21 protein-coding genes are annotated in these 23,785 nt (G+C 48.0%); 12 read left to right on the plus strand and 9 right to left on the minus strand.

All coding sequences use genetic code 11. From position 1 onward, the window contains the following. Window positions 1–417: 417 nt before the first annotated feature. Window positions 418–885 carry a nuclear transport factor 2 family protein gene (locus tag ASG33_RS17995; RefSeq protein ID WP_082489290.1) on the minus strand — a complete coding sequence of 156 codons (468 nt, stop codon included), beginning with the start codon at window positions 883–885 and terminating at the stop codon, window positions 418–420. A gap of 239 nt (window positions 886–1,124) precedes the next feature. Between ASG33_RS17995 and ASG33_RS18000 the strand changes: the two genes are divergently transcribed. Both ASG33_RS18000 and ASG33_RS18005 read left to right on the plus strand, forming a co-directional pair. After that, window positions 1,125–1,463 carry a type II toxin-antitoxin system RelE/ParE family toxin gene (locus ASG33_RS18000; protein ID WP_200942801.1) on the plus strand — a complete coding sequence of 113 codons (339 nt, stop codon included), beginning with the start codon at window positions 1,125–1,127 and terminating at the stop codon, window positions 1,461–1,463. A 12-nt stretch (window positions 1,464–1,475) separates the two neighbouring features. Further along, on the plus strand, window positions 1,476–1,790 hold the full coding sequence (locus ASG33_RS18005) for a helix-turn-helix domain-containing protein (RefSeq protein ID WP_056288238.1): 315 nt from the start codon (window positions 1,476–1,478) through the stop codon (window positions 1,788–1,790). Window positions 1,791–1,889: 99 nt separating this feature from the next. Here the strand turns inward: ASG33_RS18005 and ASG33_RS18010 are convergent, their stop codons facing one another. Continuing rightward, window positions 1,890–2,531 (minus strand): bifunctional 4-hydroxy-2-oxoglutarate aldolase/2-dehydro-3-deoxy-phosphogluconate aldolase, encoded by a 642-nt coding sequence (locus ASG33_RS18010; protein WP_056288241.1) that lies wholly within the window; start codon window positions 2,529–2,531, stop codon window positions 1,890–1,892. Window positions 2,532–2,619: 88 nt separating this feature from the next. Then, window positions 2,620–3,642, minus strand: a complete 1,023-nt coding sequence (locus ASG33_RS18015) for a LacI family DNA-binding transcriptional regulator (RefSeq protein ID WP_056288245.1) — start codon at window positions 3,640–3,642, stop codon at window positions 2,620–2,622. Window positions 3,643–3,767: 125 nt separating this feature from the next. Between ASG33_RS18015 and ASG33_RS18020 the strand changes: the two genes are divergently transcribed. The 3 genes from ASG33_RS18020 to ASG33_RS18030 all read left to right on the plus strand — a co-directional run bounded on the left by ASG33_RS18020 (window position 3,768) and on the right by ASG33_RS18030 (window position 6,227). Then, a complete protein-coding gene (locus ASG33_RS18020) occupies window positions 3,768–5,012 on the plus strand; it encodes a sensor histidine kinase (protein ID WP_229238711.1) in 1,245 nt (414 codons plus the stop codon). Beyond that, a complete protein-coding gene (locus ASG33_RS18025; protein WP_056288248.1) occupies window positions 4,987–5,757 on the plus strand; it encodes a LytTR family DNA-binding domain-containing protein in 771 nt (256 codons plus the stop codon). Before ASG33_RS18020 ends, ASG33_RS18025 begins: the two co-directional genes overlap by 26 nt. Window positions 5,758–5,885: 128 nt before the next feature. After that, window positions 5,886–6,227 carry a hypothetical protein gene (locus ASG33_RS18030; RefSeq protein WP_056288252.1) on the plus strand — a complete coding sequence of 114 codons (342 nt, stop codon included), beginning with the start codon at window positions 5,886–5,888 and terminating at the stop codon, window positions 6,225–6,227. Between the two features lie 54 nt (window positions 6,228–6,281). On the opposite strand, the gene ASG33_RS18035 is transcribed toward ASG33_RS18030, so the two are convergent. From ASG33_RS18035 to ASG33_RS18055, 5 genes are all read right to left on the minus strand, one after another. Next, window positions 6,282–9,365, minus strand: coding sequence for an efflux RND transporter permease subunit (locus tag ASG33_RS18035; protein WP_056288255.1), 3,084 nt, complete (start codon window positions 9,363–9,365; stop codon window positions 6,282–6,284). Window positions 9,366–9,383: 18 nt separating this feature from the next. Next, on the minus strand, window positions 9,384–10,427 hold the full coding sequence (locus ASG33_RS18040) for an efflux RND transporter periplasmic adaptor subunit (protein ID WP_056288256.1): 1,044 nt from the start codon (window positions 10,425–10,427) through the stop codon (window positions 9,384–9,386). Between the two features lie 6 nt (window positions 10,428–10,433). Continuing rightward, window positions 10,434–11,801 carry a TolC family protein gene (locus tag ASG33_RS18045; protein WP_229238712.1) on the minus strand — a complete coding sequence of 456 codons (1,368 nt, stop codon included), beginning with the start codon at window positions 11,799–11,801 and terminating at the stop codon, window positions 10,434–10,436. Window positions 11,802–11,852: 51 nt separating this feature from the next. After that, on the minus strand, window positions 11,853–12,467 hold the full coding sequence (locus ASG33_RS18050) for a TetR/AcrR family transcriptional regulator (RefSeq protein ID WP_056288263.1): 615 nt from the start codon (window positions 12,465–12,467) through the stop codon (window positions 11,853–11,855). A 206-nt stretch (window positions 12,468–12,673) separates the two neighbouring features. Continuing rightward, the gene (locus ASG33_RS18055) at window positions 12,674–13,129 is read right to left on the minus strand and encodes a hypothetical protein (protein WP_056288267.1); all 456 of its coding nucleotides are present in this window, start codon (window positions 13,127–13,129) and stop codon (window positions 12,674–12,676) included. A 210-nt stretch (window positions 13,130–13,339) separates the two neighbouring features. Here ASG33_RS18055 and ASG33_RS18060 point away from each other — a divergent pair, with 210 nt between their 5' ends. Then, window positions 13,340–14,146: a metallophosphoesterase gene (locus ASG33_RS18060; protein ID WP_157474831.1), complete on the plus strand. Its 807-nt coding sequence runs from the start codon at window positions 13,340–13,342 to the stop codon at window positions 14,144–14,146. Window positions 14,147–14,150: 4 nt separating this feature from the next. Further along, on the plus strand, window positions 14,151–14,747 hold the full coding sequence (locus tag ASG33_RS18065) for a hypothetical protein (protein WP_056288269.1): 597 nt from the start codon (window positions 14,151–14,153) through the stop codon (window positions 14,745–14,747). Between the two features lies 1 nt (window position 14,748). Here the strand turns inward: ASG33_RS18065 and ASG33_RS18070 are convergent, their stop codons facing one another. Then, window positions 14,749–17,454, minus strand: a complete 2,706-nt coding sequence (locus ASG33_RS18070; RefSeq protein WP_056288272.1) for a PAS domain-containing protein — start codon at window positions 17,452–17,454, stop codon at window positions 14,749–14,751. Window positions 17,455–17,749: 295 nt separating this feature from the next. Between ASG33_RS18070 and ASG33_RS18075 the strand changes: the two genes are divergently transcribed. From ASG33_RS18075 to ASG33_RS18095, 5 genes are all read left to right on the plus strand, one after another. After that, complete coding sequence (locus ASG33_RS18075; protein ID WP_056288667.1) at window positions 17,750–19,468, plus strand: hypothetical protein; 1,719 nt, start codon at window positions 17,750–17,752, stop codon at window positions 19,466–19,468. A gap of 42 nt (window positions 19,469–19,510) precedes the next feature. After that, window positions 19,511–20,230, plus strand: a complete 720-nt coding sequence (locus tag ASG33_RS18080) for a hypothetical protein (protein ID WP_056288275.1) — start codon at window positions 19,511–19,513, stop codon at window positions 20,228–20,230. 63 nt (window positions 20,231–20,293) lie between these two features. Then, complete coding sequence (xth, locus tag ASG33_RS18085; protein ID WP_056288277.1) at window positions 20,294–21,070, plus strand: exodeoxyribonuclease III; 777 nt, start codon at window positions 20,294–20,296, stop codon at window positions 21,068–21,070. Window positions 21,071–21,183: 113 nt separating this feature from the next. Next, a complete protein-coding gene (locus ASG33_RS18090; RefSeq protein WP_056288280.1) occupies window positions 21,184–21,996 on the plus strand; it encodes an alpha/beta hydrolase in 813 nt (270 codons plus the stop codon). Window positions 21,997–22,169: 173 nt separating this feature from the next. Beyond that, a complete protein-coding gene (locus ASG33_RS18095) occupies window positions 22,170–23,756 on the plus strand; it encodes an ABC-F family ATP-binding cassette domain-containing protein (protein WP_056288283.1) in 1,587 nt (528 codons plus the stop codon). Window positions 23,757–23,785 lie beyond the last annotated feature (29 nt).

A 23,785-nucleotide genomic window follows, 5' to 3' on the forward strand; every position in this document is an offset into this window, starting at 1 on the left:
TGCCCTTGCCAGTCTTTCTGAACAATTCGCTACACAATCTGGGGTTTTTTCTACTAGGCAGATTTTGGCTTTGCCTGAAATTGCATTAGCTTAGCCTCCGCAACCTCGTTCATCACATTACAGGAGTCGCTTCTGGCGAACCGCAAAATAATCCTCGGGTTACTTTGCAAGCATCTAAAAGTGCTGTTTTCCGCAGAATAATGTGATGACTGAACACAAATACAGGTTTCGAAAGAAAACCCTAGATTAGTCCTGGACTACAATCACGTAATCGCAGATTAATACTGTGCCACTCTTTGTTGTGGGTTGCGGGCGGTCAGAAATGACCGCCATTTTTTTGTTGTTTGCCCAATCCTTTCAGAAACAAAAAGCGGCAAGATTGCTCCTGCCGCTCTCATTTGAATATCTAATTAATTGTTAAGCGACGATCTTCACAGCCTGACGGGCGATCAAAATCCATTTGCCGCCTGCCTGCTTTTGCCACATCTGCAACACTTTGATATTTGCATTACCGGGGCCTTTTCCGGCGTCATTCGTCTTAGCGGTAAGAATGTGACGCACGATCGCCGCATTGCCAACTATCTTGATGGTCTGTTCCGTGAGATCCATCGTTACAAAGTCGTACTTGCTGGTCATCAGCGACTCGACAAATGTTTTCTGATCTTCAACCAACCCATTCGAATGGCCATAGCTCAGGTCTTTGGAAGAAATTGCTTCAAGCCCTTTTTGATTGGGTTCAACAAGCAGCAATTTCAAAGACTCCACTGCTTTTGCAACTTCTGATTCTTCCTTGCTTTGCGCCATACTTGATTGCGGGGTTAGTAGCGTGATTAACAAAAAAGCCAGGCAAATGCCCAACCAGCTTCTTGGGATAGCACTTTTCATGCAAGAGGTAATTTAAGTTTAAAATTGTTTCCTGACTTTAAAATACCATCCTCTCCGTTCTATACTGGCTTTTTAGCCACATATGACCATAAATCGCCTGATCCAGGCCGAGCTCACGAAAAATAAAGCCAGATCCACAGTTACTTTCCAGTTAACGCTACGTCTAAAAAGGAAAGGAGGAAAAAAATCTTGAAAAAAGATGGTTTCCATATATAGAAACAAAAAAATGATGTAACTTTATGATTGAAAAATTATTTGAGGTGGTATTCCTCGAAGAGGCGTTTACTTTCCTGAAAGCACTGGATAAGAAACATTCCGAAAAAATATTGTACAACGTCAGGAAAGCACAAGCCAAGAATGACCCGGAGCTTTTGAAGAAGCTTAATAGTGAAATATGGGAGTTCCGGACATTATATCAAGGTTTACAGTACCGGCTTCTGGCATTTTGGGATAAGTCTCAGGCAGAACAAACGATGGTCATTGCGACACATGGTTTTATCAAGAAGCAAAGCAAAGTGCCGGAAAATGAAGTTGGCAGAGCTCAAAAACTTAGAAGTAAGTATTTCGATGAAAAATAAACCATTCAAAAAATGAAAACTTTCACACTTGACGAAGTACAGGACGAATTAATCGGCAAGATCGGGACACCCGCCCGGGACAGGTTCGAGTACAACCTGCAGATAGACCTGGTGGGCAAAGCAATCAGGGACACGCGGCTTGAAAGGCAGCTTACACAGGAAGAGTTGGGTAAGCTTGTTGGTGTACAAAAAGCGCAGATCTCGAAATTGGAAAACAATGCAGCGAACATGACGCTAGATACATTGATCCGCGTATTTGCTGCTTTGAAGGCCAAAGTGCAGCTTCATGTGGAGCTTCCTAACATTAGTATTAATGTTGAAAAGTAGCTACCTGTAATTACATTATATACTATTAAAAAGTATTAAATGTTATATACAAATAGGTAGTAATACGGGGAATATACTTTTCACATGGGTTTCAGGTAATCAGAGCTCTGCCAGTTTTTGAACAAACTGGATAAAATGGCTTTTCAAACCTTCCCAATCTTTATTCTGGATCAGCTTCTTATCGAAGAGCTGTCCTCCGATACCGAGTCCATTTGCGCCTGCTTTCATGAATGCGACCATATTGTCCAGGCCCACGCCTCCTGTTGGAAGAAGTTTGAGCTGGTTCATAGGGGCTTTAAGGTCTTTGATATACTCAGGTCCCAGGGAGGTTGCCGGATAAATTTTCACCATTGTCGCTCCGAGGCTCCATGCATTATAAATCTCGGTAGGTGTAAATGCACCGGGGAAGACAGGAACTCCCTTTTTCACACACGATTTGATTACTTTCTTGCTGATCACAGGCGTAACAATGAACTGGGCGCCGGCCTTTAAGGCACTTTTCAAATCATCTTTTGTGCAAACCGTACCCGCTCCGATATTCAGACCTGCCGCTTCATTTTCCACAGCATACCGGATTATGTCAGCTGCGCCAGGGGTGTTCATGGTGATTTCTACTGTGGTAAGACCAGCTTCCCTGTAAATAGGAAGAATTTGCTTGATATCTTCCAGATCTACATTCCGGATAATCCCTACCAGAGGAGCTTTCTCAAATAGCGGGAATGAAAACTTTTCTTTATTCATTGTGTTAATTAACTATCTATTTCATCAATTGTGAGCGCCTTTTTGCTCCGCGCCACTTGAAGCGCTAACTCGCTCCTTCCATGCACAATTACTTCTTTGCACTGGAAGATTCCCTTGCTATCAGCCGGGCCTCCATTAGGATCTGCCTTACTCCTTCTTCCGGGTTAACAAATTTGGCGAGCAGAAATTCCACTGCCGTTTTCCCCAACAGTTCAAGCGGCTGGCGAAGATAGGAGATCGGACAATAGTACAGGTCGAAAACTTCTGCCTGACCGAAGCTGACAATCGCCAGATCTTGCGGCACTTTGAGCCGGAGCTCGTTGATGTATCTCAGTCCATTGATCGCCAATCCGTAAGTCGCGAATATAAGTGCCTCAACCCGCTCGGGCAGGGACAGTATCTGGTCAATTGCAATTCGTACCTCGCCTTCCATGGTGTCGAAGCGTACCTCTTTCAACCATTCATTCTGAAACTGGATCTGACTATCGGCCAGTGCGTGTTTATAGCCGCGTACCCGCTCTTCCATGTGGTACATTTTAGAATCATAGGCGATAATCCCGATCCGGGTATACCCTCCTTTGATGAGGTGAATGCCAGCATCATAGGAGGCTTTGTAATTGTTTGTTGCCACAAAATCGGTTTGAATTTCCGGAAAATGCCGGTCCAGGAGCACAAACGGAATCTTCCTTTCTTTGAGATAATGGATCTGGTTTTCGGAGCCTTCCGAGGAAACAATGATGATCCCGTCTACCTGCCGGTTGATCAGTACATTCAGCAGGTCCCAGGATTTATCTGCGTTTTCATCGCAGCTGCCTATAATAACCGTGTAACCGTTTCGCTTGGCTTCGTCTTCCACAACCCGCGCGATATTGGCAAAAAACGGGTTCGAAATATCGGCGATAACCAGACCAATGGTGTGCGTTTTGCCGCTGCGCAGACTCTTCGCCAAATGATTGGGCTGGTAGTTGAGCTCCAATGCGATCTCCCTGATCTTCTTCGCAATTGCTTCTCCTACCCGCGTTTCACGCTCCTTCCCATTCAAAACATAGGAAACGAGGGCGGTGGAAACGCCGGCTTTATGTGCAATGTCCTTGAGGGAAGCCTTTTTCATTGAGGTCGCTTTCACATAAAACAAGCAAAAATCCTTTCTCTACCCAATATTGGCATTACAGACCCATTTACCACAGTTCAGATAAGTGAGCCAACGGTTTAAGTAAATGCGCTGAAAACCATATTTTGCCACACTTATTTTACAACCCACATCCTCATTCCCGCAACGTGCCTGAAAAGCGAAATAATTTCCTGAGAAAACTGCTCGATCAATCCAAGTTGCCGGTCTCCGAAAAAGAGTTCTGGTGGTATTCGTTTTGCTACTGGGGCATTTTTGCATTGATCACTTTGTGGCAGCTCACCATGCTCTGGCGCATTCGTGAAGGCTTCACCATGCAGCCGAACGAGCTTTTTATCTGGTTCCTTGACGGATTATTCTGGTGGTCGACTACGCCGCTGGTACTATGGGCTTCGCTCAAAGTGCCTATCGCATTCAAAGGGCGGGACGGTTCGCTCCTGAAAGCCATTTTAATCCACCTGTTTATAGTAGGCTTTCTGAATGTGTTTGTAAACCTGCTGCATTATTTTGTTACCAATCCGCTGATGTTCAAAGTAGCAGGCAAGTCGATTCCTCTTGAAAAATACCTCTTTTCCTTTTATTTCGGCTTCGCAGGGAGTTTTGCACAGTACCTTCTGCTGGTGGTTGGCTTTAATAAAGTGTCTTATATCTATCGCTATCAGGCATTAAAGCAGCAGCATTTTGATATTGAGCTAAATAATGAACAGTTGCGGAGCCAGCTGGCCAACGCGCAGCTGCAATCACTGAAAATGCAGCTTAACCCGCATTTCCTGTTCAATACGCTTCACGCCGTGATCAGCCTCATGATCAAGAATGATATCCGGAAGGCGACCGTAATGATCACCACTTTAAGCGACCTGCTTCGGGCGGTTTTGATTAACCAAAAGGCTGATTTCATTCCATTGCAGGAAGAACTTAAACTTACACGACAGTACCTGAGCATTCAGCAGGTCAGGTTTCAGGACAGGCTGAAAGTGGAATACGAGATCGATCCTGCATCTGAACTATACCCGGTGCCGCAGCTGATTTTGCAGCCGCTCGTCGAGAACTCCATCACACACGGTATCTCGGATGTGACTACCGACGCACTGATCCGCATTAAAGCTACCGTAAGCAACAGCGGACTGGAAATAAAAGTGGAAGACAATGGAGCCGGACAGCAGAAGGATTCGGAGGGAATGGGGCTCGGGCTGAAAAATACAACATCGAGATTGAAGCAGGCGTACGGAGAAAAAGCAGGTCTGACTTTCGAACAGCCGGCGCGCGGAGGTACCATTGTGACCTTGTTTTTTGAAGGTCAGGCAAAAACCAAATTAATGAGCAGCAATGAAACATTCCAGTCTGATCGTTGACGACGAAATCCTGGCAAGAGATGTGATCCGCACATTTCTGAAAGACGACCCGCACATTCAGGTAGCCGGAGAGGCTGGCAATGGATCGGAGGCGGTGATTAAAATACTTCAGTATCGGCCCGAACTGGTTTTTTTGGATATACAAATGCCGGAGCTGGACGGGTTTCAGGTTTTGAAGGAAATCTGGCCGCATTATCAGCCATTTGTGGTCTTTACAACTGCCTACGATCAATATGCGCTTCGTGCTTTCGAGGTGAATGCGATTGACTACCTGCTGAAACCGTTTGACGAGATCAGGTTTCATCAGTCGCTCGGGCGGGCAAAAGAGCGGCTGAGCCTCAAATCACAGCCGCGCATGGAGGAGCTTGTTGCCAACCTCCTGAAAGAACAGCGCGAGCGACCGGAGAATTATCTGCAAAGGATTCTGGTGAAAGAAGCCGGTAAAATGTATCTGGTCAAAACAGCAGATATCAGCCACTTCTCGGCAGACGGAAATTACATTTCGGTGTATACTGCTGCCAAAACCTACACCATTTACGAAAGCCTCAGCAGCCTGGAAAATCGGCTTGATCCCGACATCATGATCCGCGTTGGCCGCTCCAACATCGTTAACATGAACTATATTTCTGAACTGGAAACGTACTTTAATGGCGAGTACATTATCCATCTTTCCACAGGTGATAAAGTAAAGTGGACAAGAGGATACCGGGAAAATATCCGCGCTTTTCTCACAAAAATCGGCTGACAGCAAATCTGTTTCAGGCACTGATAGGCACAGTTCAGATAAAATAATCTACAATTCAAACAGTAGTACTTCCGCACGGGCTATCTGCAGGCGAATTTGCGCCTGTTCTGTTACTTAACTATTTAGCCATGCAATTTAAAAACTTCAACTTCCCAAACTCCGCCCTCACGCGCGACCTGCGTGCTATGGCGAAGTCAAAATGGGCACCAGCCGCGATTGGTGGCAGTGCCGTAATCATTGGGCTAGCGCTGCTGGCACCTACCATCTCGTCGGGACCTCTTCCTGAACTTGAACAAAACCTCCGCGAAGGCGTCGGCGAGTCGCATTGGTGCTACGATCCGATGAACCAGAAACTGGTAGTGAAGCCGGTTGCCCTACGTTGCAACAAGTCTGCGGAAATAGCATTGCCGGTCAGCAGCATCGAAGCTTTCAGGCGGCCTGCCCTACTGCAAAGTTTGATACAGCTATAATCAAAATCAGTAGGCCGGGCTTAAACAAACCCGGCCTACCGATTACTTTTTTTACTAATAAGCCAGTTCCGCAACTTCACGCACTTCTTTCTTCACCTCAATGGCCGGAGGGAGCAGCTTGTACATCACCGGCGTCACTAGCCTCGACAGTAATGTAGAGCTTATCAATCCACCAATCAGCACCAATGCAAGCGGCGAGTAGAGCGCGCTGTATTCGATCACCAACGGCAGTAATCCCCCGATTGCAGTGAGTGAAGTAAGCAGGATAGGCACAAAACGAATTTCGCCAGCTTCAATGATTGCCTCTTCAATTCCTTTGCCCTGCTCGCGCAGCTGATTCGTAAAATCCACCACGAGCAATGAGTTTTTGACCTCAATACCTACCAATGCGATAAAGCCGATTGTGGCAGTGAAAGAGAGGGTCTCGCCGGTCAGGAAGAGCATAGCCAATCCGCCAACAATGCCCAGCGGGATCACAGAAAGCACAATCAGTATACTTTTGAATGTCTTGAATTCAAGTATCAGCACACCCAGAAAGCCGAAAATAGTTACCAGGATAATGAGTCCCAAACCGCCGAAACTTTCCTGCTGGCTTTCCTTTTCGCCGGCTACCGTGAAAGTTTGTCCATCCTCAAATCTGAATTGATTGAGCTTTGAAGTAATCTCTTCATCAAGCCGCTGCACATTATAGCCCGGTTTCACGAATGCGGATACAGTGACGTAGCGATCTTTATCGTAATGCCGGATCTGATTGGGCGAACTCTCGAATTCTACCGTCGCTACGTTTTTCAAAGGGATACTTGCGCCCGAGGCGGAGGTAACATACAGCTTGTCAAAAACACTGTAATCCTGAACTGCTGCATTGCGCGAAACGGACACATTCACATCGTAATTATCCGCCTTACCCACATCCTCGCGGTAGGTAGCCACATTCAGTCCCGCCGCCCCCAGCCGGATCGTACGGTCGATTTCCGCAGAGGAAATGCCGAGGGTTCCTGCTTTTTGCTTGTTAATGCTGATACGCAGGTCAGTAGGCTGCACCAGCAGCGGGTTGTTCACATAGATGGTACCCTCCGTTTTGGCCAACAGATCCGCTACGCGAAATGCCGTTTTACGAAGATCTGATAAATTTTCACCGTAGATCCGGTAAGCAAGCGGCGCCTCGATGAGCGGGCCCTGCTCAAAGTCTTTCACCTTGATCTCTGCGCCGGGATAGCCTTCCAGCTTCTTTCTGAGACGCTCGATCACTTCCACTTTCTCCGTGGTTTTTAAACCTTCTACCTGCACGAAAATCTCCGCAAAATTCTCGCTTTCATTGTGTTGGACTACGTTATAGTAGATCCTGGGATTTCCTTTACCCACATTCGTAGCAAAAGAAGTGATCTGTGGTTCCTGCTTCAAAACACCCTCCACATAGCGGGCAACCTGGTTTGTCTTCCTGATATTGGTCCCTTGCGGCGTTTCTATGCTAACCAGGAACATCGGTTTTTCAGATTTGGGAAAAAGTGAGTTTCCAATGAGCGGGACCAGGGCAAGTGAGCCTGCGAAGATCAATGCGGCGATTACCAGCGTCACGGCCGGGCGCTTCAATGCCTTATCCAGGATAGTGCCGTAAGTTCCGTGGATGAGTTTTTTCATTCCCCTCAACAAAAAATTACCTTCCTCGCTCGCATGCGGCTTCAAAATCACGCTTGATAAAAAGGGAACGATCGTCAGCGATACGATCATAGAAGCAAACACCGTGGTAATAACGGAAAGCGGCAGACTCCGGATAAAATCACCCGCACCCTCGGGAAGAAATACCAACGGCAGAAAAGCGAAAATCAGCAGGATCGTGCAGCCTACTACCGCCAACCCGATCTGCGAGGAAGCTTTGATAGATGCATCCACGCGGTTAAAGCCCATTCGCAGGTACCTTTCAATGTTTTCAACGACAACAATGCTGTCGTCGACCAAGATACCGAGCGCGACGATCATCCCGACAATACTCAGTTGGTTGATATTGTACCCGAAAAGGTTCATCAGCGTCAGCCCGATCGCGAGAGATAATGGAATGGAGATCATCACCACCACCGAAGCCCGTGTACCCAGCGGCAGCAATGTGAGCAGCACCAGCAGGATCGCAATGCCGAAATCGCGGGCAAAATGCGAGAGCCGTGTATCGACGCTCTTTGCCTGGTCGAACACTTTCACCAGCTCGATATTGGCCGGCAGCCTGGTTTTGAACTGCTCCACTACCGGCGCCACCTGGTCCTGCACGGCAATGATATTTTCTCCCTCTTTCTGACTTACATTCACAAAACTGCAACGGTATCCATTTAATCTGGCGAGGTGGGTTTCGTCTTCATAGCCCATTTTTACTTCGGCCACATCTTTCAGGTAAACGATCTTCCCATTCGCCGTGGAAACAACTGTATTCGCGATTTCGTCCAGTGTGCGATAGTTACCGCTCGTCTTAATGTTGAGCTTCTTGGTACCCATACTGATGCTCCCACCGGGTATATTCACATTCTCACTTTGGAGGGCGGCGATTACCTGATTTTGGGTAAGCTGCTGCTGAGCGATCTTTTGCAGGTTAAGACTTACCTTCACCTGTGGCTCAGGCATGCCCTGGTAATCCACTTTTTTCAGGCTCTTGATCTTTTCCAGCTGCTCTTTCAGCTCCTTCGAATACTTCTTCAACTGCGTATAAGTCGCATTCTCACTGACCAGCGCGAATTGGTAGATACTTACGTCGGAAGGGATCTGTTTGTTGATGCGGATATCCGCAATGTCGGCAGGAAGCTGGCTGCGAATGCTGTTGATCTCGCGCACAATCTCCTGGTACTTATCTTCGGGATCGGAGCTGTACTTATACTGGATCTGCATCACCGCCAACCCGTCCTGAATATCGGTGATCACGTGCTTCATATTGTCCAACTCGTTAATCTTCTTCTCCATCGGATCCACCACAAGCTGCTCCATATCCTTCGGGCTTGCGCCCGGATAGATCACCACGACTGTAAACTGCGGCGGGTGAATGTCGGGATCTTCGCTTCGCGGCATCGTCAGCAAAGAATAAATGCCAAGCGCCATTACTGCCAGGAACACCACCAGCGTAAACTGATAATTTTTGACGGCAAATTCAGGTAGTTTCATGATTTCGTCTGTTGAAGGTTACTGGACAATTTTAATCGCCGATCCGTCCGTCAGGTACGCAGAGCCTTCCCTGATCACCCTAGCGCCGGCTTCAATGCCGGAAAGAATGTAAGCTTTGTTGCCTTCCAGGTACGCGATCTTCACCAGCTTTTTGGCCGCTTTGTCGCGCTGCGCTACAAACACAAATGCGCTGTCGCTTTCTCCCTCGATCAACGCGTCGACAGGCAGCGAGATCATATCCGTTTTTTCATTCGGGTAAATACTTACTCTTGCAAAAAGACCACTGGCGAGCTTCAATGCTGATTTATACAGCTTGATCTCCACCTGGTACAAACCCGATCCTGCCTCACTCCCCTGCCCCAGCGCGCTCACTTTTCCAGTGAAAGTCTGTTTGTAAGCGTCAAAAGTTACCTCTGCTTTTTCCCCGCCTTTCAGCCGAGCCCAGTCCTTATCCGTCAACCCGCATTTCACCACCCAATCTTTGTTGGCAGTACTGCTGATGTACAATACCGGCGCGCCGCCCTGCACCTGCTCACCTGCATTCTGCAGCTTCCGGATCACGACCCCGTCGGTGTTTGAAATGATCCTGGTCTGCGACAAGTTGAACCTCGCAATGTCGAGCTGTTTTTCTGTTAGTACCAATGCAGTCTGGCTGTTTTCTAGCTGCTCTTTGGTATTTACACTGTCCCGGTACAGGTTCTGTACGCGCTGGGCGTCGCGCTTTGCTTTCAGGAAATTCTCTTCCGCCTGGTTTACCTGCGCCTGGATCTCCGTGATATTCAGCGTGGCAAGTACCTGCCCCCGACGTACCTTATCGCCCTCTTTAACCGTAATGGAACTGATAATACCGCCCGTTTTGAAAGACAATCGAGCTTCACTATCCGATGCCAGCAGCCCCGAGGTTTCCACCGCCTGCGCCTGGGTAAGAGCAGTCGGGCTCACGATTTTCACCGGAATGGTATTGTCGGATTGTTCATGCTTTTTCTCCTCGCTGCATCCTGCCAGCAAAAGAAGCGAGGCGAGTAACACGCCCGGTATTGTGATCTGAGTAGTTGTTTTCATAACAATTTAGTTTTGAAGTACATAGCTTGCTTTTGCACGTTCGAGCTCGGCTGCACGGGTTTGTACGTTGAGATAGGAAATACTCTGCTGCAACTGATCGCTGATCAGCCGGTTCTGTGCGTCGAGCAGCTCTATATACAGAAGTTGTCCCTCGCGATAGAGCTTTTGCTGATCATGATAGTACTGCTGCGATAAGGCGGTCTGGCTCCGGGAAGCCTGGTATATCTGCACCGCCGAGCTTAGCCGGTTCGTTGCAGTTCGTGTTTGCAGCAACAATTGCTGTTCTACCTGGTCAAGCTGCTCGCCCGCTGCTTTGACCTCCATTTCGGCCTGTCTGGTTCTGTGCTGAACACGGTTGGCCGCAAATACACGCCAGTCAAGCGTAAAACCGAAGAGGTAATAGCGGGTATCATTATTAAACCGCAGGAAGTCGCCTTGCGAACCCAGGTCCATAAACGTCGACAGTTTGGGCAATGCAGCGGAGCGCGCAAGCTGAACAGAAAGTGCATTGATCTTTGAAAGTGTTTCCAGCTTGATCAGCTCCTCTCGCTTCCCATCGGCTGCCTGATCCGCGAGCAGGTTTTGCGATTCCTGTTTTGGCAAACTCACCGGACTATCCAGCGGCTTATTCAGAAGGAAATTGAAGTATGCCACCGCATTCACCGCCTGGTTCCTGGCGTCTTCCAGCCGTGCCTCCAAACCGATCAGCTCATTTTCCGATCGGCTCACGACGGTCCTGATCGCCTTGTCATTTTTAACCAAAACCTGATTAAAGCGCAGATTGTCCCTGGCCAGCAAAACTGCATTCTGGATAATTGAGACGGATTCATTTGCCTGTAAACAAGCATAATAGGCCAGCTTCACTTCTTTCACCAGTTCCCTTTTGTAAACATCCAGTTCGGCCTGCTGCAAGTTGATCTGCTCTTTTTTAATGCGGGAGTTATAGATGATCTCGGCATTATAGATGGGCAGCGAAGTCCTGAAACGAGCGTCGTAGTAATTGTTTGGATTAAAAGTCTGGCTTACATTGTCAACCTGCGGGAAAGCGGAAGTATTTGTAAGCTGGTTAAGCGAATTATAGACCGGATTCAGCAAATCGCCGATGGGAATGCTGATCTTCCGGCCGCCCCGTGAATCCAGGTAAGATGCATTCAGGTTTACTTCCGGCAGAAAGAGCGTCTTCGCCTCTTTCAATGCATACAGGTTTTTTTCCAGTAAAAACCCCTGCTGCTTTACACCCTGATTGTTTTTCAATGCATGATCGATGTATTCCTGTAAAGTCGCATCCTGCGCTTGCGCCGCAGAAATCATCATACAAGAGGCAAAAGCATAGTGTAACAGCCGCCGCAAGGGCGCCTTAAAGTTGAAGTCCATAATAAGAGTCGTTTATTTACTAAACAGTGTTCATCGAATGGTAAAATTTTTTTAGGTTTTCATTTGAGTCAAAAAATGAGATAGGGATGCATTCATCATTTGTCTAACATCTTCGTCGGGCATTTCAAGGATGCAAGTTCGCTCCCTGATGTACAATGTGACAAGTCCATGCACAAAAGACCAGACTGTCATAGCAGCAACAAACTTGTCGGCCGGCTTAATCAAACCCTGATCGATGCACGCGGCCATTGTTTCAAGCAGGTACCCGAATGCGCATTCGCCTGCACTCCACTTTTCCTTGTGCTTGATCTCCGCCAGCGGGGCACGCATGACAAACATCAGATCGTAGTAATCCGGATTTTCAAGGGCAAAATTCACGTAAGTTTTACCCAGTTCATGCAACCGCTCATAAGGATCGCTGATGGAGTTGTGCTGACGCAAAAGTTTGTCGAGTATTTCAAATGCATTTTCGTGGATAATGTAAAAAATTTCATCCTTATCCTTGAAATACAGATAGATAGTGGCTGGACTGTACTCGATATCCTCGGCAATGTTACGGATAGACGTCTTATCATAACCTTGCTTCAAAAACAACTGAGTTGCCGAATCTATGATCAGGTTTCTCATATCCTGCTTTTCCCGCTCTTTCCTTTCCTTGATCGCCATAGTCTCTGAAATACGCCGTGAATATAATAAACAGTGTTTAGTAAATCTATTTTTGTTTTGTACAAAAAGGAAGAATGGTAGAAAAATATACTTGAACGGAAAGCTTTACAGTGACTATAAAAGCTGTTTCGCAAGCATTTGATCGTATTAAGCAATAAAAAAGCGGGACAGAACTGACCCGCTTTTCATACAAATTTATTTGGTATTTACATTCCTGAGGTACCCGGCAGCGAAGCTAACTTCTCTTCATCGCGGCTGATATCCTTTTTCAGGTCATCAATATTTCGTTTCAGTTTTTCAAGACTATCCGCAGCTCTCCTTGCTTTTTTGGCATCACGGTTGGCTGAACTCGCGCTTTTGCTTGCCCGCTTCGCTGCCCGCTTGTCCTGCGGATCGTCGCTCAGCCTGTCGGCAGCCTTGCGGTTTTGCTCAACGGAACGTTCGGCCGCTTCGGCGGTTTTCGCTGCTTCTTCCGTTTTGCTTTGCAGCTCGTTTTCGAGTTTGGCCAATTCCAGCTTGCGGTCGTTCAATTTCTTGCTCAGTTCAAGTGCTTCTTTTTGATTTTTCAGCAGGTTGATAGAGTCTTTGGATACTACCTGGGCAGAGGCCGACAGCGTAATAAACGCAAGTCCGAGGGATGCTACTATGTTTCTGATTTTCATCGCTTCCAAATTATGATGTGAGGTAAAAACCTGACAGTGCAAAAACCATACCGGCAAAGAAAGTGCGTCATAATAGCAGTTACATACAAGGAAAAAGTTGGAAATTTCGCAGGAAATGCCGATTTCCTGAATTAAAAGGTTGTTTAAATAGTTTGTTTAAAATGTTTGTACAACATCATTTTAAACTCCTCACTGACAAACAACTTTGCTTTGAACCGCGTTACCCTACTATTACTGCTCTTCTTCTTGCTGAGCCTCGCCTCCTGCGACAGTCTGTTTTTATATAATCCCAATCAGGTTACACTGTTGAACGGACAATCCAATCTCAACAATAAAAACATCTCGCTTCTTGCCTCAAACCCGCCTCAGGATACACTGCGTTTTATTTTGATGGGAGATACCCAGCGCTGGTACGACGAATCGGAAGATTTTGTAAAGAGCGCCAACAGCCAGAAAGAAATCTCGTTCGTTCTGCACGCCGGCGACATTTCCGACTTTGGACTTGCCCAGGAATTGAAGTGGGTGGATCGCATTATGTCCCGCCTGAATGTTCCCTATATGACGGTGATCGGCAACCACGATATCATCGCCAACGGACCCGACGCATACAAGAAGATGTTCGGTCCCCTGGATTACAGTTTCACTTACGGCAACTACAAATTCATTTTCATCAACACCAACTCACGGGAATATGCATTCGACGGCACCGTGCCCAATGTACCCTGGCTCCGCGCGCAGCTGGCCGACAACCCCGATGGGAAGGAAATGATCGTCGTGGGTCACGTTCCGCCTTACGACAATGATTTTGATAAAAAGCTCGAACCTGAATTCGCCGGTTTACTGCGCGATAACCCGAATGTAAACATGAGCTTATACGGTCACCAGCATTCATTTACAGACGGAGAATATTACAAAGATGGCGTTCGGTATGTAGTTACTACGAGTATGGGAGCAAGAGGCTATTTGTTGATCAAGCTTTGGAAAGGTGGCCAGGAGGTGAAACGAATAGAATTTTAACAGTATGAAAAAAGTATTACTCCTCTGCCTCCTTTGCGCACAACTGACCGTTTCGGGACAAAGTATCAACCTCGCGCGGTCACACCGGCGCTGGTTCATGCCTGACCATGCCAAACTGCAATTCGCCGGCGGGACCGGCTTCCTCTCCGGGGGACCAGGTTATATCTCAAGAAACCGGACACTCGAAACCGACTTCCTCTTTGGCTACCTGCCTGAGGAATTCGGAGGCGATGCATTGATCACCATTACCGGCAAAACCACCTACTCGCCCTGGTCGATTTCGCTGCCTAACTCCTATTATATCAAACCATTTTCGCTGGGTATGTACCTCAGCTACACATTCGGTCCGCAGTTTGACTGGAAATGGCCGAAATATTATCCCAAAGGCTATTACTGGTGGGCTACGTCTGTGCGTCCGGGTTTGTATGTGGGGGGAAAAGTGGGACGTGATGTAATGCCGCGCACACGCAAGCGCCAGCTCGAACTGTACTATGAACTGGGCACCTACGATCTGCTGCTGATCAGCTACGTTCAGAACACAGGTTTTTTGAAACCCGGCGACATTCTCAATCTTGCAATCGGTTTCAAGTTTGGGTTTTAGGTCAGATCTCGTCGGTTTTGGACGAAATATCCCTGATAATGTCGTCGAGCGAATGCGCGGACGTGAGTATGTGATCCAACAGCTCGCTTACTTCTTCTGCCGAGTTCTCGTAGTTTTTCATCAGGTCGATCAGCGACATTAAACGCGCCAATGGAGCCCTGATCACGTGCGACTGCATCCAGGCGATCTGCTGCAGCTTTTGGTTCCGCTCTTCGATCTCGCTGATGTACCTGCGCTTTTCAGTCACGTCTCGACCAATGGAAATCCAGTGGGTAAGTTGCCCTGCGCCGTCCAGCACCGGGTGCAGCGACAGGTTGATAATGTATGCTTTGTCCTCTTTTTCGTAGTAGACAATCTCCGATTTCAGCTGTTCGAGGTTGGAAACCGCCCTTTGTAATTTATCAATGTCATTGTCGGAAGATCTGAATCCTTTCAGCACCAATGGACTTTTTCCGATCACTTCTGCCGGCGTGTAGCCCGTCAGCTTGGTAAATGCTGCATTGACGTACAGTATCTGCAAGCCCATTACATTCCCCGGATCAGATTTGGCGATCAGTACGGCGTCGCTGGTGTTGGTGATCACGGACCCCAGCAGTTTCAGCTCATATTGTTCCGCTTTCTGCCGGGATACATCGCGCATGACGCCAATCATACGCACTGCTTTACCCTGGCGGTTACGGGTGATATAACCAATTTCTTCCACGAATGCGTAAGTACCGTCGGCGCGCCTGAAACGATATTCTGCGCTCCATTTCTGGCCCCGGTCGGCGAGGAGCAGGTGCAGGCTTTGCTCCACCGCGGCACGGTCTTCCGGGTGCAAATGCCGCAGCCACTCAGCTACTCCGTCCTTTTCAATCAAATCGAAGCCGAACAATCTGAAAAATCCTGCGCCCCATTCGATTCGGTCGGTCAGCAGGTCCCAATCGTAAATCGCATCGTTTGTAGCCATGTTCAGCAACTCGTATCGCTGGTTGCTTCTTCGCAGCTCATCAATCGCCTGCTTTCGTTCAGACACATCGATACCAATGCATTGTATCTCCACGGGCTTGTCTGCTGAGTCTGTTAATGCAATAAAATGCCAGTACACCGAACGCGGCTTGTCGCTTTGCTGCACGTAATCCAGCTCCGCCGAGACAATCTTACCCGGTTCAAGCAGGCATTTATTCACCACATCCACCACGCTCAGCCGGTGGTAATGCATCACAACCATGATCGAATTGACGCCCAGAAAGTCTTCATTATTATAAAACCACCTGAAATCCTCCCGGAACTTGGTGTTGTAGTAGGTATAATTTCCCTGCAGGTCTGTCCGGATCACGTAGTTGGTTTGTGCATCCACCAGGCTGCGCAGCCGCGACTCGCTGGCCAGCAGCTCCTCCTGTATGTTCTTGCTCTGGGTAATATCCAGACAAGCGCCGATCATTTTCTCGACCTGGCCGCTTTCCCCCAGTTTCGACCTGCTCCATGTTTTCAGGTACCTTACCTCACCGGAAGCATGAATGATCCGTTCTTCAAATTCAATATCCGTTTTATTCCCCATTGCGTATTCAAGCCCTCCGCGCACCCTGTCCCTGTCCGCCGGGTGCACCATTGCGAGATAGCCTTCCAGACTGGGCTTGTACGTTCCCTTTTCCAGACCATAAATCGCGTATAAAGTGTCCGACCAGCTTACTACATCCGTTTCAATGTCCCATTGCCAGGTACCGAAACGCGCCAGCTCCTGGCCTTGCGAGATCAGCAGCGCATTGTCGGCGATCAAATCCAGGTTGCGGCGGTTTTCGAGGATTACTGTCAGTAGCGCTACCGCTTTGGCTACAAATTTGAGCTCTTCTTCATTCGGCGCCTTGATTTTGTGGTAGTATACAGCGAACGTGGCAATAACTGTATCGTCGGAAAGAATGATCGGGTGCGACCAGCACGCAAGCAGATCATATTTGAGGGCAAGCTCCTTATGGTTTTCCCACACGGGATCTGTGGCAATATCCTCCACCACGATCATTTTTTTGGTAAATGCAGCAGTACCGCAAGAGCCCGCCTTCGCGCTGATTTCCACATCCTGTATCGACTGAATGTACTCTGGCGGCAGCGACGGCGAGACCCAGTTCTGGAGCCTGTTGTTGCGAATACCCATGATCGAGCAGGCCATTTCCGGGAAGATCCGCTCAATGCCGGTCACGTAATGCAGGAGCACGTCGTTCAGCTGCGAGTTTTTTCCCGCATTGATTTCCAGTACCGTTCTTTCCAGATGCTCCACTTGTTCCAGCCGCCGCGCATCGGCTATATCAACCACGAGTCCGCGATGGTTCAAACTACCTGCGTCACTGGTTACATTGATCACCGATTTCAGGATATACTTTACTTTTCCATCCTCCCCGAAGACAGCAGCACAACTGGATTGATAATATTCCTCCGAAACCTGTCCGTGCTCATCTGGCGGGGTAACGTACCGCATCACAGGTGCCATATTTGACTTACCCGTGGCGGCTACCTCCTCCAACACAGCAAGGGATGAGCCTGCTTCTCCGGAGAGTACCTCAACAAAGGCATCATGAAAGCTCCTGCCCACCAGCTCTTCCCTGCTCCTGGCGCTCAACAACAGAAATGCCTCATTCGCCTCCGCAATCGTAAACGCAGGCGCGTCGGCTTCCAGCACCAGGGACGGAACCGGACTGGAGTTAAATATTCCCTTAAAATCTTGGCTGATCATACTGATTACCCGGGTTGTACACGACAAGCAATAATTGACAGTAGCTGCATTATGTACATTTAATTAAGGTGAAGGTAAGTTCTGGAAGTCGTTGATATAAATAGCTTGGTACTAATATCTTGTATAAGTAACTAAATGGTGTTTTGAGCAAATAAATAAATAAATAAAAGAGACAGGACTGATCAATGCATCTGCCATCGTTAAAAGCGGAATGTGCCTGTTTATTAATTATATTTCAAGATAAACTTTTCTGCCTGCCGTAAAGGCTGTTTTTGGCGGAAGAAAAAGAATGATCATGAGGACTATTTTACTGACAACTGCACTAGGCGCAACCTTCGCCGGAGCCGCGGCTTACATGTACTTCGGACAACCTGAAACACGCTACATTCCTGACAGCAAGGATATTACTATGTGCGGACCCGTGTATTCCGGCCCGGCGGGCTTGAATGCAGCCGGGAAGTTTATCGGCGCCATGCCCGGCTGGGGAGATTACTCTTTTCCCGTCACAACTGAAAATGACAGCTCCCAGTTTTTCTTTGACCAGGGACTCAACTTATATTATGGTTACCATTTCAAGGAAGCAGTGGCTTCTTTCCGGGAGTCGGCGCGACTGGATCCGGCGAATGCAATGGCTTACTGGGGACAGGCGCTCGCTATGGGACCTTACTATAATGCCGCGCACAGCTATACCAAGCCGGCGGAAATTCCGGAAGTACTCGCCAGTATGAATGCAGCCGCCGCCAATGCAAACCCCACCGGGCAGGCGCTCATCAAAAGCATGAACACGCGCTACTCGGAAGGGACAGACGATTCCCGCAGACAAGAACTGAACGTGGCTTATGCAAAAAGTCTGAAAGCGCTCGTCGCACAAAATCCGCGTGAGAAAGAATTCAAAATCCTGTACGTAGACGCGATGATGCTGATCCACGCCTGGGACTTCTGGAACAAGGACGGAAGCGCCAAATCGTGGACGCCCGAGCTGATCCGCCTGTGCGGGCAGGTGCTCAAAGAAAGCCCGAAACATCCCGCTGCCCTGCATTACCACATTCACCTGACCGAGGCTTCACGAAAACCGGAGGTAGCACTGGCAAGTGCTGAAACGCTTCGCAATGTAGCCCCGGGCGTGGCACACATGGTGCATATGGCGAGCCACGAGTACGAGCGCAACGGACTGTATGCCAAAGGTGTGGAGGTGAACAATGTAGCAGATGACAATTTGTTATACTACGATGCGCTTGCTAAAAATCTGTCACTCAACAAGCACTCTGCGCATTATTTCGCAGTGCAAACCTACTGCGCACTCACAGGCGGAATGTACAAAGACGCTGCCCGCTATGCCCAGCTCCTGCGCAAGACGGTAGCTCCTTCCCACGAAGGCACCTATGATCAGTATTTGTACATGCTCCCGCAAATGGCGATGGTAAGAATGGGCAAGTGGAACGAGATCCTCAGCGATACCACCCGCATTGATCCGCAATGGAATTATGCGACAATACTTTCTGCTTTCGCGAAAGGGATCGCATTTACCCAGACCGGACAAGCAGACTCCGCTGCTGCTCAGCTCGCGATTATCAAAGCTAATATCAACGACGTTACATTGACTAAGCGGCGCATTCCTTTCAATTCACCTGTTGAAGTAGCGCGCATTGCAGAACGGATACTGGGAGGCGCGGTGCTGTTTGAACAAAAAGACCCGACACGCGCACTTACCTCACTGGAAGCAGCAGTGAAGCTGGAAGACAACCTGATTTATACAGAACCCAAAGACTGGCCGATCCCGAGCCGGCAGTTTCTGGGGCGATACCTGCTTAAATCAGGAAAAGCGGCGCAGGCCGAGCAGGTGTACCGGGAAGATCTGGTAAAGAACCCCGGAAACGGCTGGTCGCTGAAAGGCTTGCACGAGAGCCTGAAAGCGCAGGGAAAAACAAAGGAGCTCAACAGCCTCGAAGCACGTTACAAAACCGCTTTTGCGCACGCCGACGAGATGCCGGTCGCATCGGTTTTGATAAAATAAGAATGCAACCTGGTCAATTCACAGGCATTTAAACCGACACAAATGATCAACCGCCGCAAAACAATATACCTGCTTACATTGCTTGCCTTGCTTACGCCGGCTGTGCACGGGCAAACGATGAAAACATTCAAGGTGAAAGCCGGGGATTATCCTAACAAGGTGATACCCGTAGCCGAGCAGTTCCAGTTTCCTACATTCGAACGTGGGAAGATCCTTTTCTACGGGGGACGGACCGAAGAGGCGCCTTTAAACTATACCTATCTCGGCGGAAACCTGCTGTTTTTGAATAACCAGAAAGATACCCTCGAACTCCTCGATCAAAAACTGGTGAAGGTTGTCGATATGCAGGGGAAGATCTTTTACAATGACAAACAGTACGGATTCTGCGAAATGGTTTCTGCATTCGGAGATATCAAGCTGGCAAAAAAGCACATTTTGGCACGGATCGGCAATGAAAAAGGCGGACCTTATGGCATTTCTTACACCGCGTCTTCTGTCACTACCTACAACTCTTATTCGAATGAGGCATCGCCCGGGGCGAGGAAATTGAAGATGGATACGGAAGCCATTTTCGGCCACCGGACGCTCTACTTTTTTATGGATCCAAATGATCGTTTTCTGATCCCAGGCAAAAACAGCATCACCAGGCTTTTCCCGAAATACAAAACCGAGATCGCGCAGTACCTGAAAGACAATCCTGTCAATTTTACACAGGAGGAAGACCTTACCAGGCTGCTCGCCTTCTGTCAGGAGCTGAAATAATACAGCTTTCATCAAGGCTTGATTTTTGTGGATGACCATTTTTCTAAAAGCTGATCAGAAACAATGAAGATTGCGACCTACAATGTAAATGGCGTAAACGGCCGGCTGCCGGTACTGCTGCGCTGGCTGGAAGAGCAGGCTCCCGATATCGTTTGTCTGCAGGAGCTCAAAGCACCACAGGAGAAATTCCCCGAAAAGGCGATCCTGGACGCGGGCTACAATGCGATCTGGCACGGACAGAAAAGCTGGAACGGCGTAGCGATTCTGGCGCGCGGACTTGAGATACAGGAAGTGCGCCGACAGTTACCCGGCGAGGAGGAAGACACGCACAGCCGGTACCAGGAAGCGATCATCAATAATATGCTGATCGGCTGCCTTTATTTACCCAACGGAAATCCCGCGCCCGGTCCGAAGTTCGATTATAAGCTGCGCTGGTTCAATCATTTCATCACACACGCCGCCGAGCTCCTCGCACACGATGTACCAGTGATCCTGGCGGGCGATTACAATGTGATGCCCACGGATCTGGACGTTTATAAACCAGAACGCTGGGTAGATGACGCTCTTTTCAGGCCGGAAACCCGCGCCGCATACAAGACGCTGGTCGATCAGGGCTGGACCGATGCATTGCGCACGCTTTACCCAGATGAAAAAATTTATACATTCTGGGATTACTTCCGCAATGCATTCAGCCGCAATGCGGGCTTGCGTATCGATCACTTTCTCCTGAGTCCGCACTTTAACGGCAAGCTGCTCTCGGCAGGTGTAGACAAGGATGTGCGGGGCTGGGAGAAGTCAAGCGACCACGCTCCTACCTGGATCGAAATTGCCGACGAATAAAATACCCCTGCTGGTTGTAAGTAAGTTACAGACAAAGCTGCATGGTGGCACGTATTTTCATGATGGTTGGTAACCGCCATTCAGGTGGGTATCTTTCATCAACACGAGAAACCATGTCAAAGAAAATCGTATTTATTCACGGTATGTTCCAGACCTCCAAAAGTTGGGACAAATGGGTTAATCATTTCACAAACCTGGGCTACGAATGTTCCGCCCCATCCTGGCCCGATCACGTTGGCGATCCGCAAAGCCTGCGCGACAATCCGCCGGCAACACTTGGTGACCTGATGCTTGAAGATGTGATTGAAGCCATGGAAGCCGCCGTGATTGCAGCCGGCGGGAACAATCCGGAAGTTGCGGAGAAGCCCATTATCATCGGACATTCTGTTGGCGGCCTGCTCACGCAGATATTTGTCAGCAAGAATCTGGCGAGTGTGGGCGTGCCGATCTGCACGGTTGCGCCAAATATGATGATGACGCTGGACTGGCCCTTTTTCAAAAACGTGGCTGCCATAACCAACCCGTTTAAAGGCGATGAACCTTTCAAACAAACGCCGGAGAGTTTTCATGAAGCTTTCTGCAACACACTGGATGAAGCCTCGGCGCGTCAGGCATTTGAAGAAACTGCCGTCCACGATAGCCGGAATGTACTAAGAGGTTGTCTGGGATCGAATGGACACATTGACCTGGATATGCCGCAGGTACCTATGCTGTTTATCAGTGCCAAAGAAGATCACATTGTACCTACCGAACTGGTGGAGAAAAACAGCAAGGCTTACACTGACGCAGTAACTGATATGTCTTTCAAAGAATTTGAAAATCGCTCGCACTTTATTTGTGGGGAACCAGGCTGGGAAGAAGTGGCAGGTTCCATTCAAAACTGGCTGGTAACACAGCAGCAGGTTTCGCACCAGCAAGCATTTTAACCTTATCAAATTGGAAATATTTCGCACTCCATTTCAGAAATGAGATGGAGTTTTTTATTTTTGCATTTCAACAATCCATTACGCATTTCCATGTAAGAGCAAATTTCTTTCACAAATAGTCGGTGCAGCTTCACATTCAGAGCTGCCATTATTTACTTCAATCGAAAGAAATTATGCTTTTTATTCAAGATGTCGCGTACGCACATCCTAATAGAGATATGTTGTTTCAGGACATCAATCTCACCATTCACCCGCACGAAAAGGCTGCATTAATCGGAAACAACGGCGCCGGAAAATCAACATTGATTAAAATACTTGCCGGCCAGATACTGCCGCAATATGGTCACGTGAAATACGATTCACAACCCTATTATATACCCCAGCTTTTTGATCAGCTTAATGATCAGTCCATCGAAAAAGCGCTTGGTATTGATGAAAAAGTAAATGCGTTGAATCAGATCCTGAATGGAAATGTCACTGAGGAAAATCTGACTTTACTTGGCGACGACTGGACCATTGAAGAACGTTGCCGCGAAGCATTTGAATTATGGAAACTGCCTGATTTTAACCTCTCCCAAAAACTCGGAGAATTAAGTGGCGGTCAGAAAACGAAGGTGTTACTCGCTGGAATACGGATCCACAATCCAGACATTATCCTGCTTGATGAACCCAGCAATCACCTGGACGCAGCAGGAAGAAAGCTGCTCTATGATTTTGTTCAAATGCATACAGAAACGATGCTGATCGCCAGTCACGACCGGATGCTGCTCAGCCTGGCAGAAACGATTTATGAGCTGACAAAAAAAGGGATCACCACTTACGGAGGCAACTTTGATTTTTATCAGCAACAAAAAGCAATCGAACAGGAGGCGCTTGCCCAGGACTTAAAAAGCAGGGAAAAAGCGCTGCGCAAGGCAAAAGAGATCGAAAAGGAAACTTTGGAACGTCAGCAAAAACTGGATGCCCGAGGTAAAAAGAAGCAAGAAAAAGCCGGCTTGCCTACGATCATGATGAACACGCTGAAAAACAATGCGGAGAAAAGCACCTCGAAAATCAAAGGGATCCACTCAGAAAAAGTAGGTGCTATTTCCCAGGAATTATCCGCATTGCGCCGTGATTTACCAGGAATTGACAAGATGAAAATGAACCTGGATCATTCCGCTTTGCACAGGGGAAAATTGCTGGTAAATGCAAATCAGATCAACTTCCGGTTTGATCAGGAACCAATATGGAAATCGTCCATTAATCTTCAAATAACCAGCGGGGAACGCATTGCTTTGAAGGGAAATAATGGGTCTGGCAAAACGACTTTAATTAAATTGATATTAGGTCAGTTAACAGCTCAAACCGGAAAAGTGGAGCGCGCCGATTTCAAATCCATTTACATTGATCAGGAATATTCATTAATTAAAAATGAGCTCTCCGTTTTTGATCAGGTGCAGCAATTCAATGATGGGTTTTTGCAGGAACATGAAGTGAAGATCAGACTGAACCGCTTCCTGTTTACAAGGGAATTCTGGGACAAACCCTGCGGTGCATTAAGCGGTGGTGAAAAAATGAGACTGATGCTTTGTTCGGTTTCTATTATCAGCCAGTCGCCGGATATGATCATACTCGACGAGCCAACCAATAACCTCGATTTACAAAATCTGGAAATACTGACAGCCGCAATGAATGAATATCAGGGAACAATACTGGTGGTATCTCACGACGAGCACTTTCTCGAACAGATCAAAATAGAGCGGGTAATTCAATTATAATTCAAAAATAAATGCGGGCTGTTTTGGGA

The sequence above is a fragment of the Dyadobacter sp. Leaf189 genome (genome assembly GCF_001424405.1).
GTDB lineage: Bacteria > Bacteroidota > Bacteroidia > Cytophagales > Spirosomataceae > Dyadobacter.

What these genes read in the sequence shown, in the direction of transcription:
- ASG33_RS17995 (WP_082489290.1), bottom strand. Translation starts at nt 885, where the DNA reads ATGAAAAGTGCTATCCCAAGAAGCTGGTTGGGCATTTGCCTGGCTTTT.
- ASG33_RS18000 (WP_200942801.1), top strand. Translation starts at nt 1,125, where the DNA reads ATGATTGAAAAATTATTTGAGGTGGTATTCCTCGAAGAGGCGTTTACT.
- ASG33_RS18005 (WP_056288238.1), top strand. Translation starts at nt 1,476, where the DNA reads ATGAAAACTTTCACACTTGACGAAGTACAGGACGAATTAATCGGCAAG.
- ASG33_RS18010 (WP_056288241.1), bottom strand. Translation starts at nt 2,531, where the DNA reads ATGAATAAAGAAAAGTTTTCATTCCCGCTATTTGAGAAAGCTCCTCTG.
- ASG33_RS18015 (WP_056288245.1), bottom strand. Translation starts at nt 3,642, where the DNA reads ATGAAAAAGGCTTCCCTCAAGGACATTGCACATAAAGCCGGCGTTTCC.
- ASG33_RS18025 (WP_056288248.1), top strand. Translation starts at nt 4,987, where the DNA reads ATGAAACATTCCAGTCTGATCGTTGACGACGAAATCCTGGCAAGAGAT.
- ASG33_RS18030 (WP_056288252.1), top strand. Translation starts at nt 5,886, where the DNA reads ATGCAATTTAAAAACTTCAACTTCCCAAACTCCGCCCTCACGCGCGAC.
- ASG33_RS18035 (WP_056288255.1), bottom strand. Translation starts at nt 9,365, where the DNA reads ATGAAACTACCTGAATTTGCCGTCAAAAATTATCAGTTTACGCTGGTG.
- ASG33_RS18040 (WP_056288256.1), bottom strand. Translation starts at nt 10,427, where the DNA reads ATGAAAACAACTACTCAGATCACAATACCGGGCGTGTTACTCGCCTCG.
- ASG33_RS18045 (WP_229238712.1), bottom strand. Translation starts at nt 11,801, where the DNA reads ATGGACTTCAACTTTAAGGCGCCCTTGCGGCGGCTGTTACACTATGCT.
- ASG33_RS18050 (WP_056288263.1), bottom strand. Translation starts at nt 12,467, where the DNA reads ATGGCGATCAAGGAAAGGAAAGAGCGGGAAAAGCAGGATATGAGAAAC.
- ASG33_RS18055 (WP_056288267.1), bottom strand. Translation starts at nt 13,129, where the DNA reads ATGAAAATCAGAAACATAGTAGCATCCCTCGGACTTGCGTTTATTACG.
- ASG33_RS18065 (WP_056288269.1), top strand. Translation starts at nt 14,151, where the DNA reads ATGAAAAAAGTATTACTCCTCTGCCTCCTTTGCGCACAACTGACCGTT.
- ASG33_RS18070 (WP_056288272.1), bottom strand. Translation starts at nt 17,454, where the DNA reads ATGATCAGCCAAGATTTTAAGGGAATATTTAACTCCAGTCCGGTTCCG.
- ASG33_RS18075 (WP_056288667.1), top strand. Translation starts at nt 17,750, where the DNA reads ATGAGGACTATTTTACTGACAACTGCACTAGGCGCAACCTTCGCCGGA.
- ASG33_RS18080 (WP_056288275.1), top strand. Translation starts at nt 19,511, where the DNA reads ATGATCAACCGCCGCAAAACAATATACCTGCTTACATTGCTTGCCTTG.
- xth (WP_056288277.1), top strand. Translation starts at nt 20,294, where the DNA reads ATGAAGATTGCGACCTACAATGTAAATGGCGTAAACGGCCGGCTGCCG.
- ASG33_RS18090 (WP_056288280.1), top strand. Translation starts at nt 21,184, where the DNA reads ATGTCAAAGAAAATCGTATTTATTCACGGTATGTTCCAGACCTCCAAA.
- ASG33_RS18095 (WP_056288283.1), top strand. Translation starts at nt 22,170, where the DNA reads ATGCTTTTTATTCAAGATGTCGCGTACGCACATCCTAATAGAGATATG.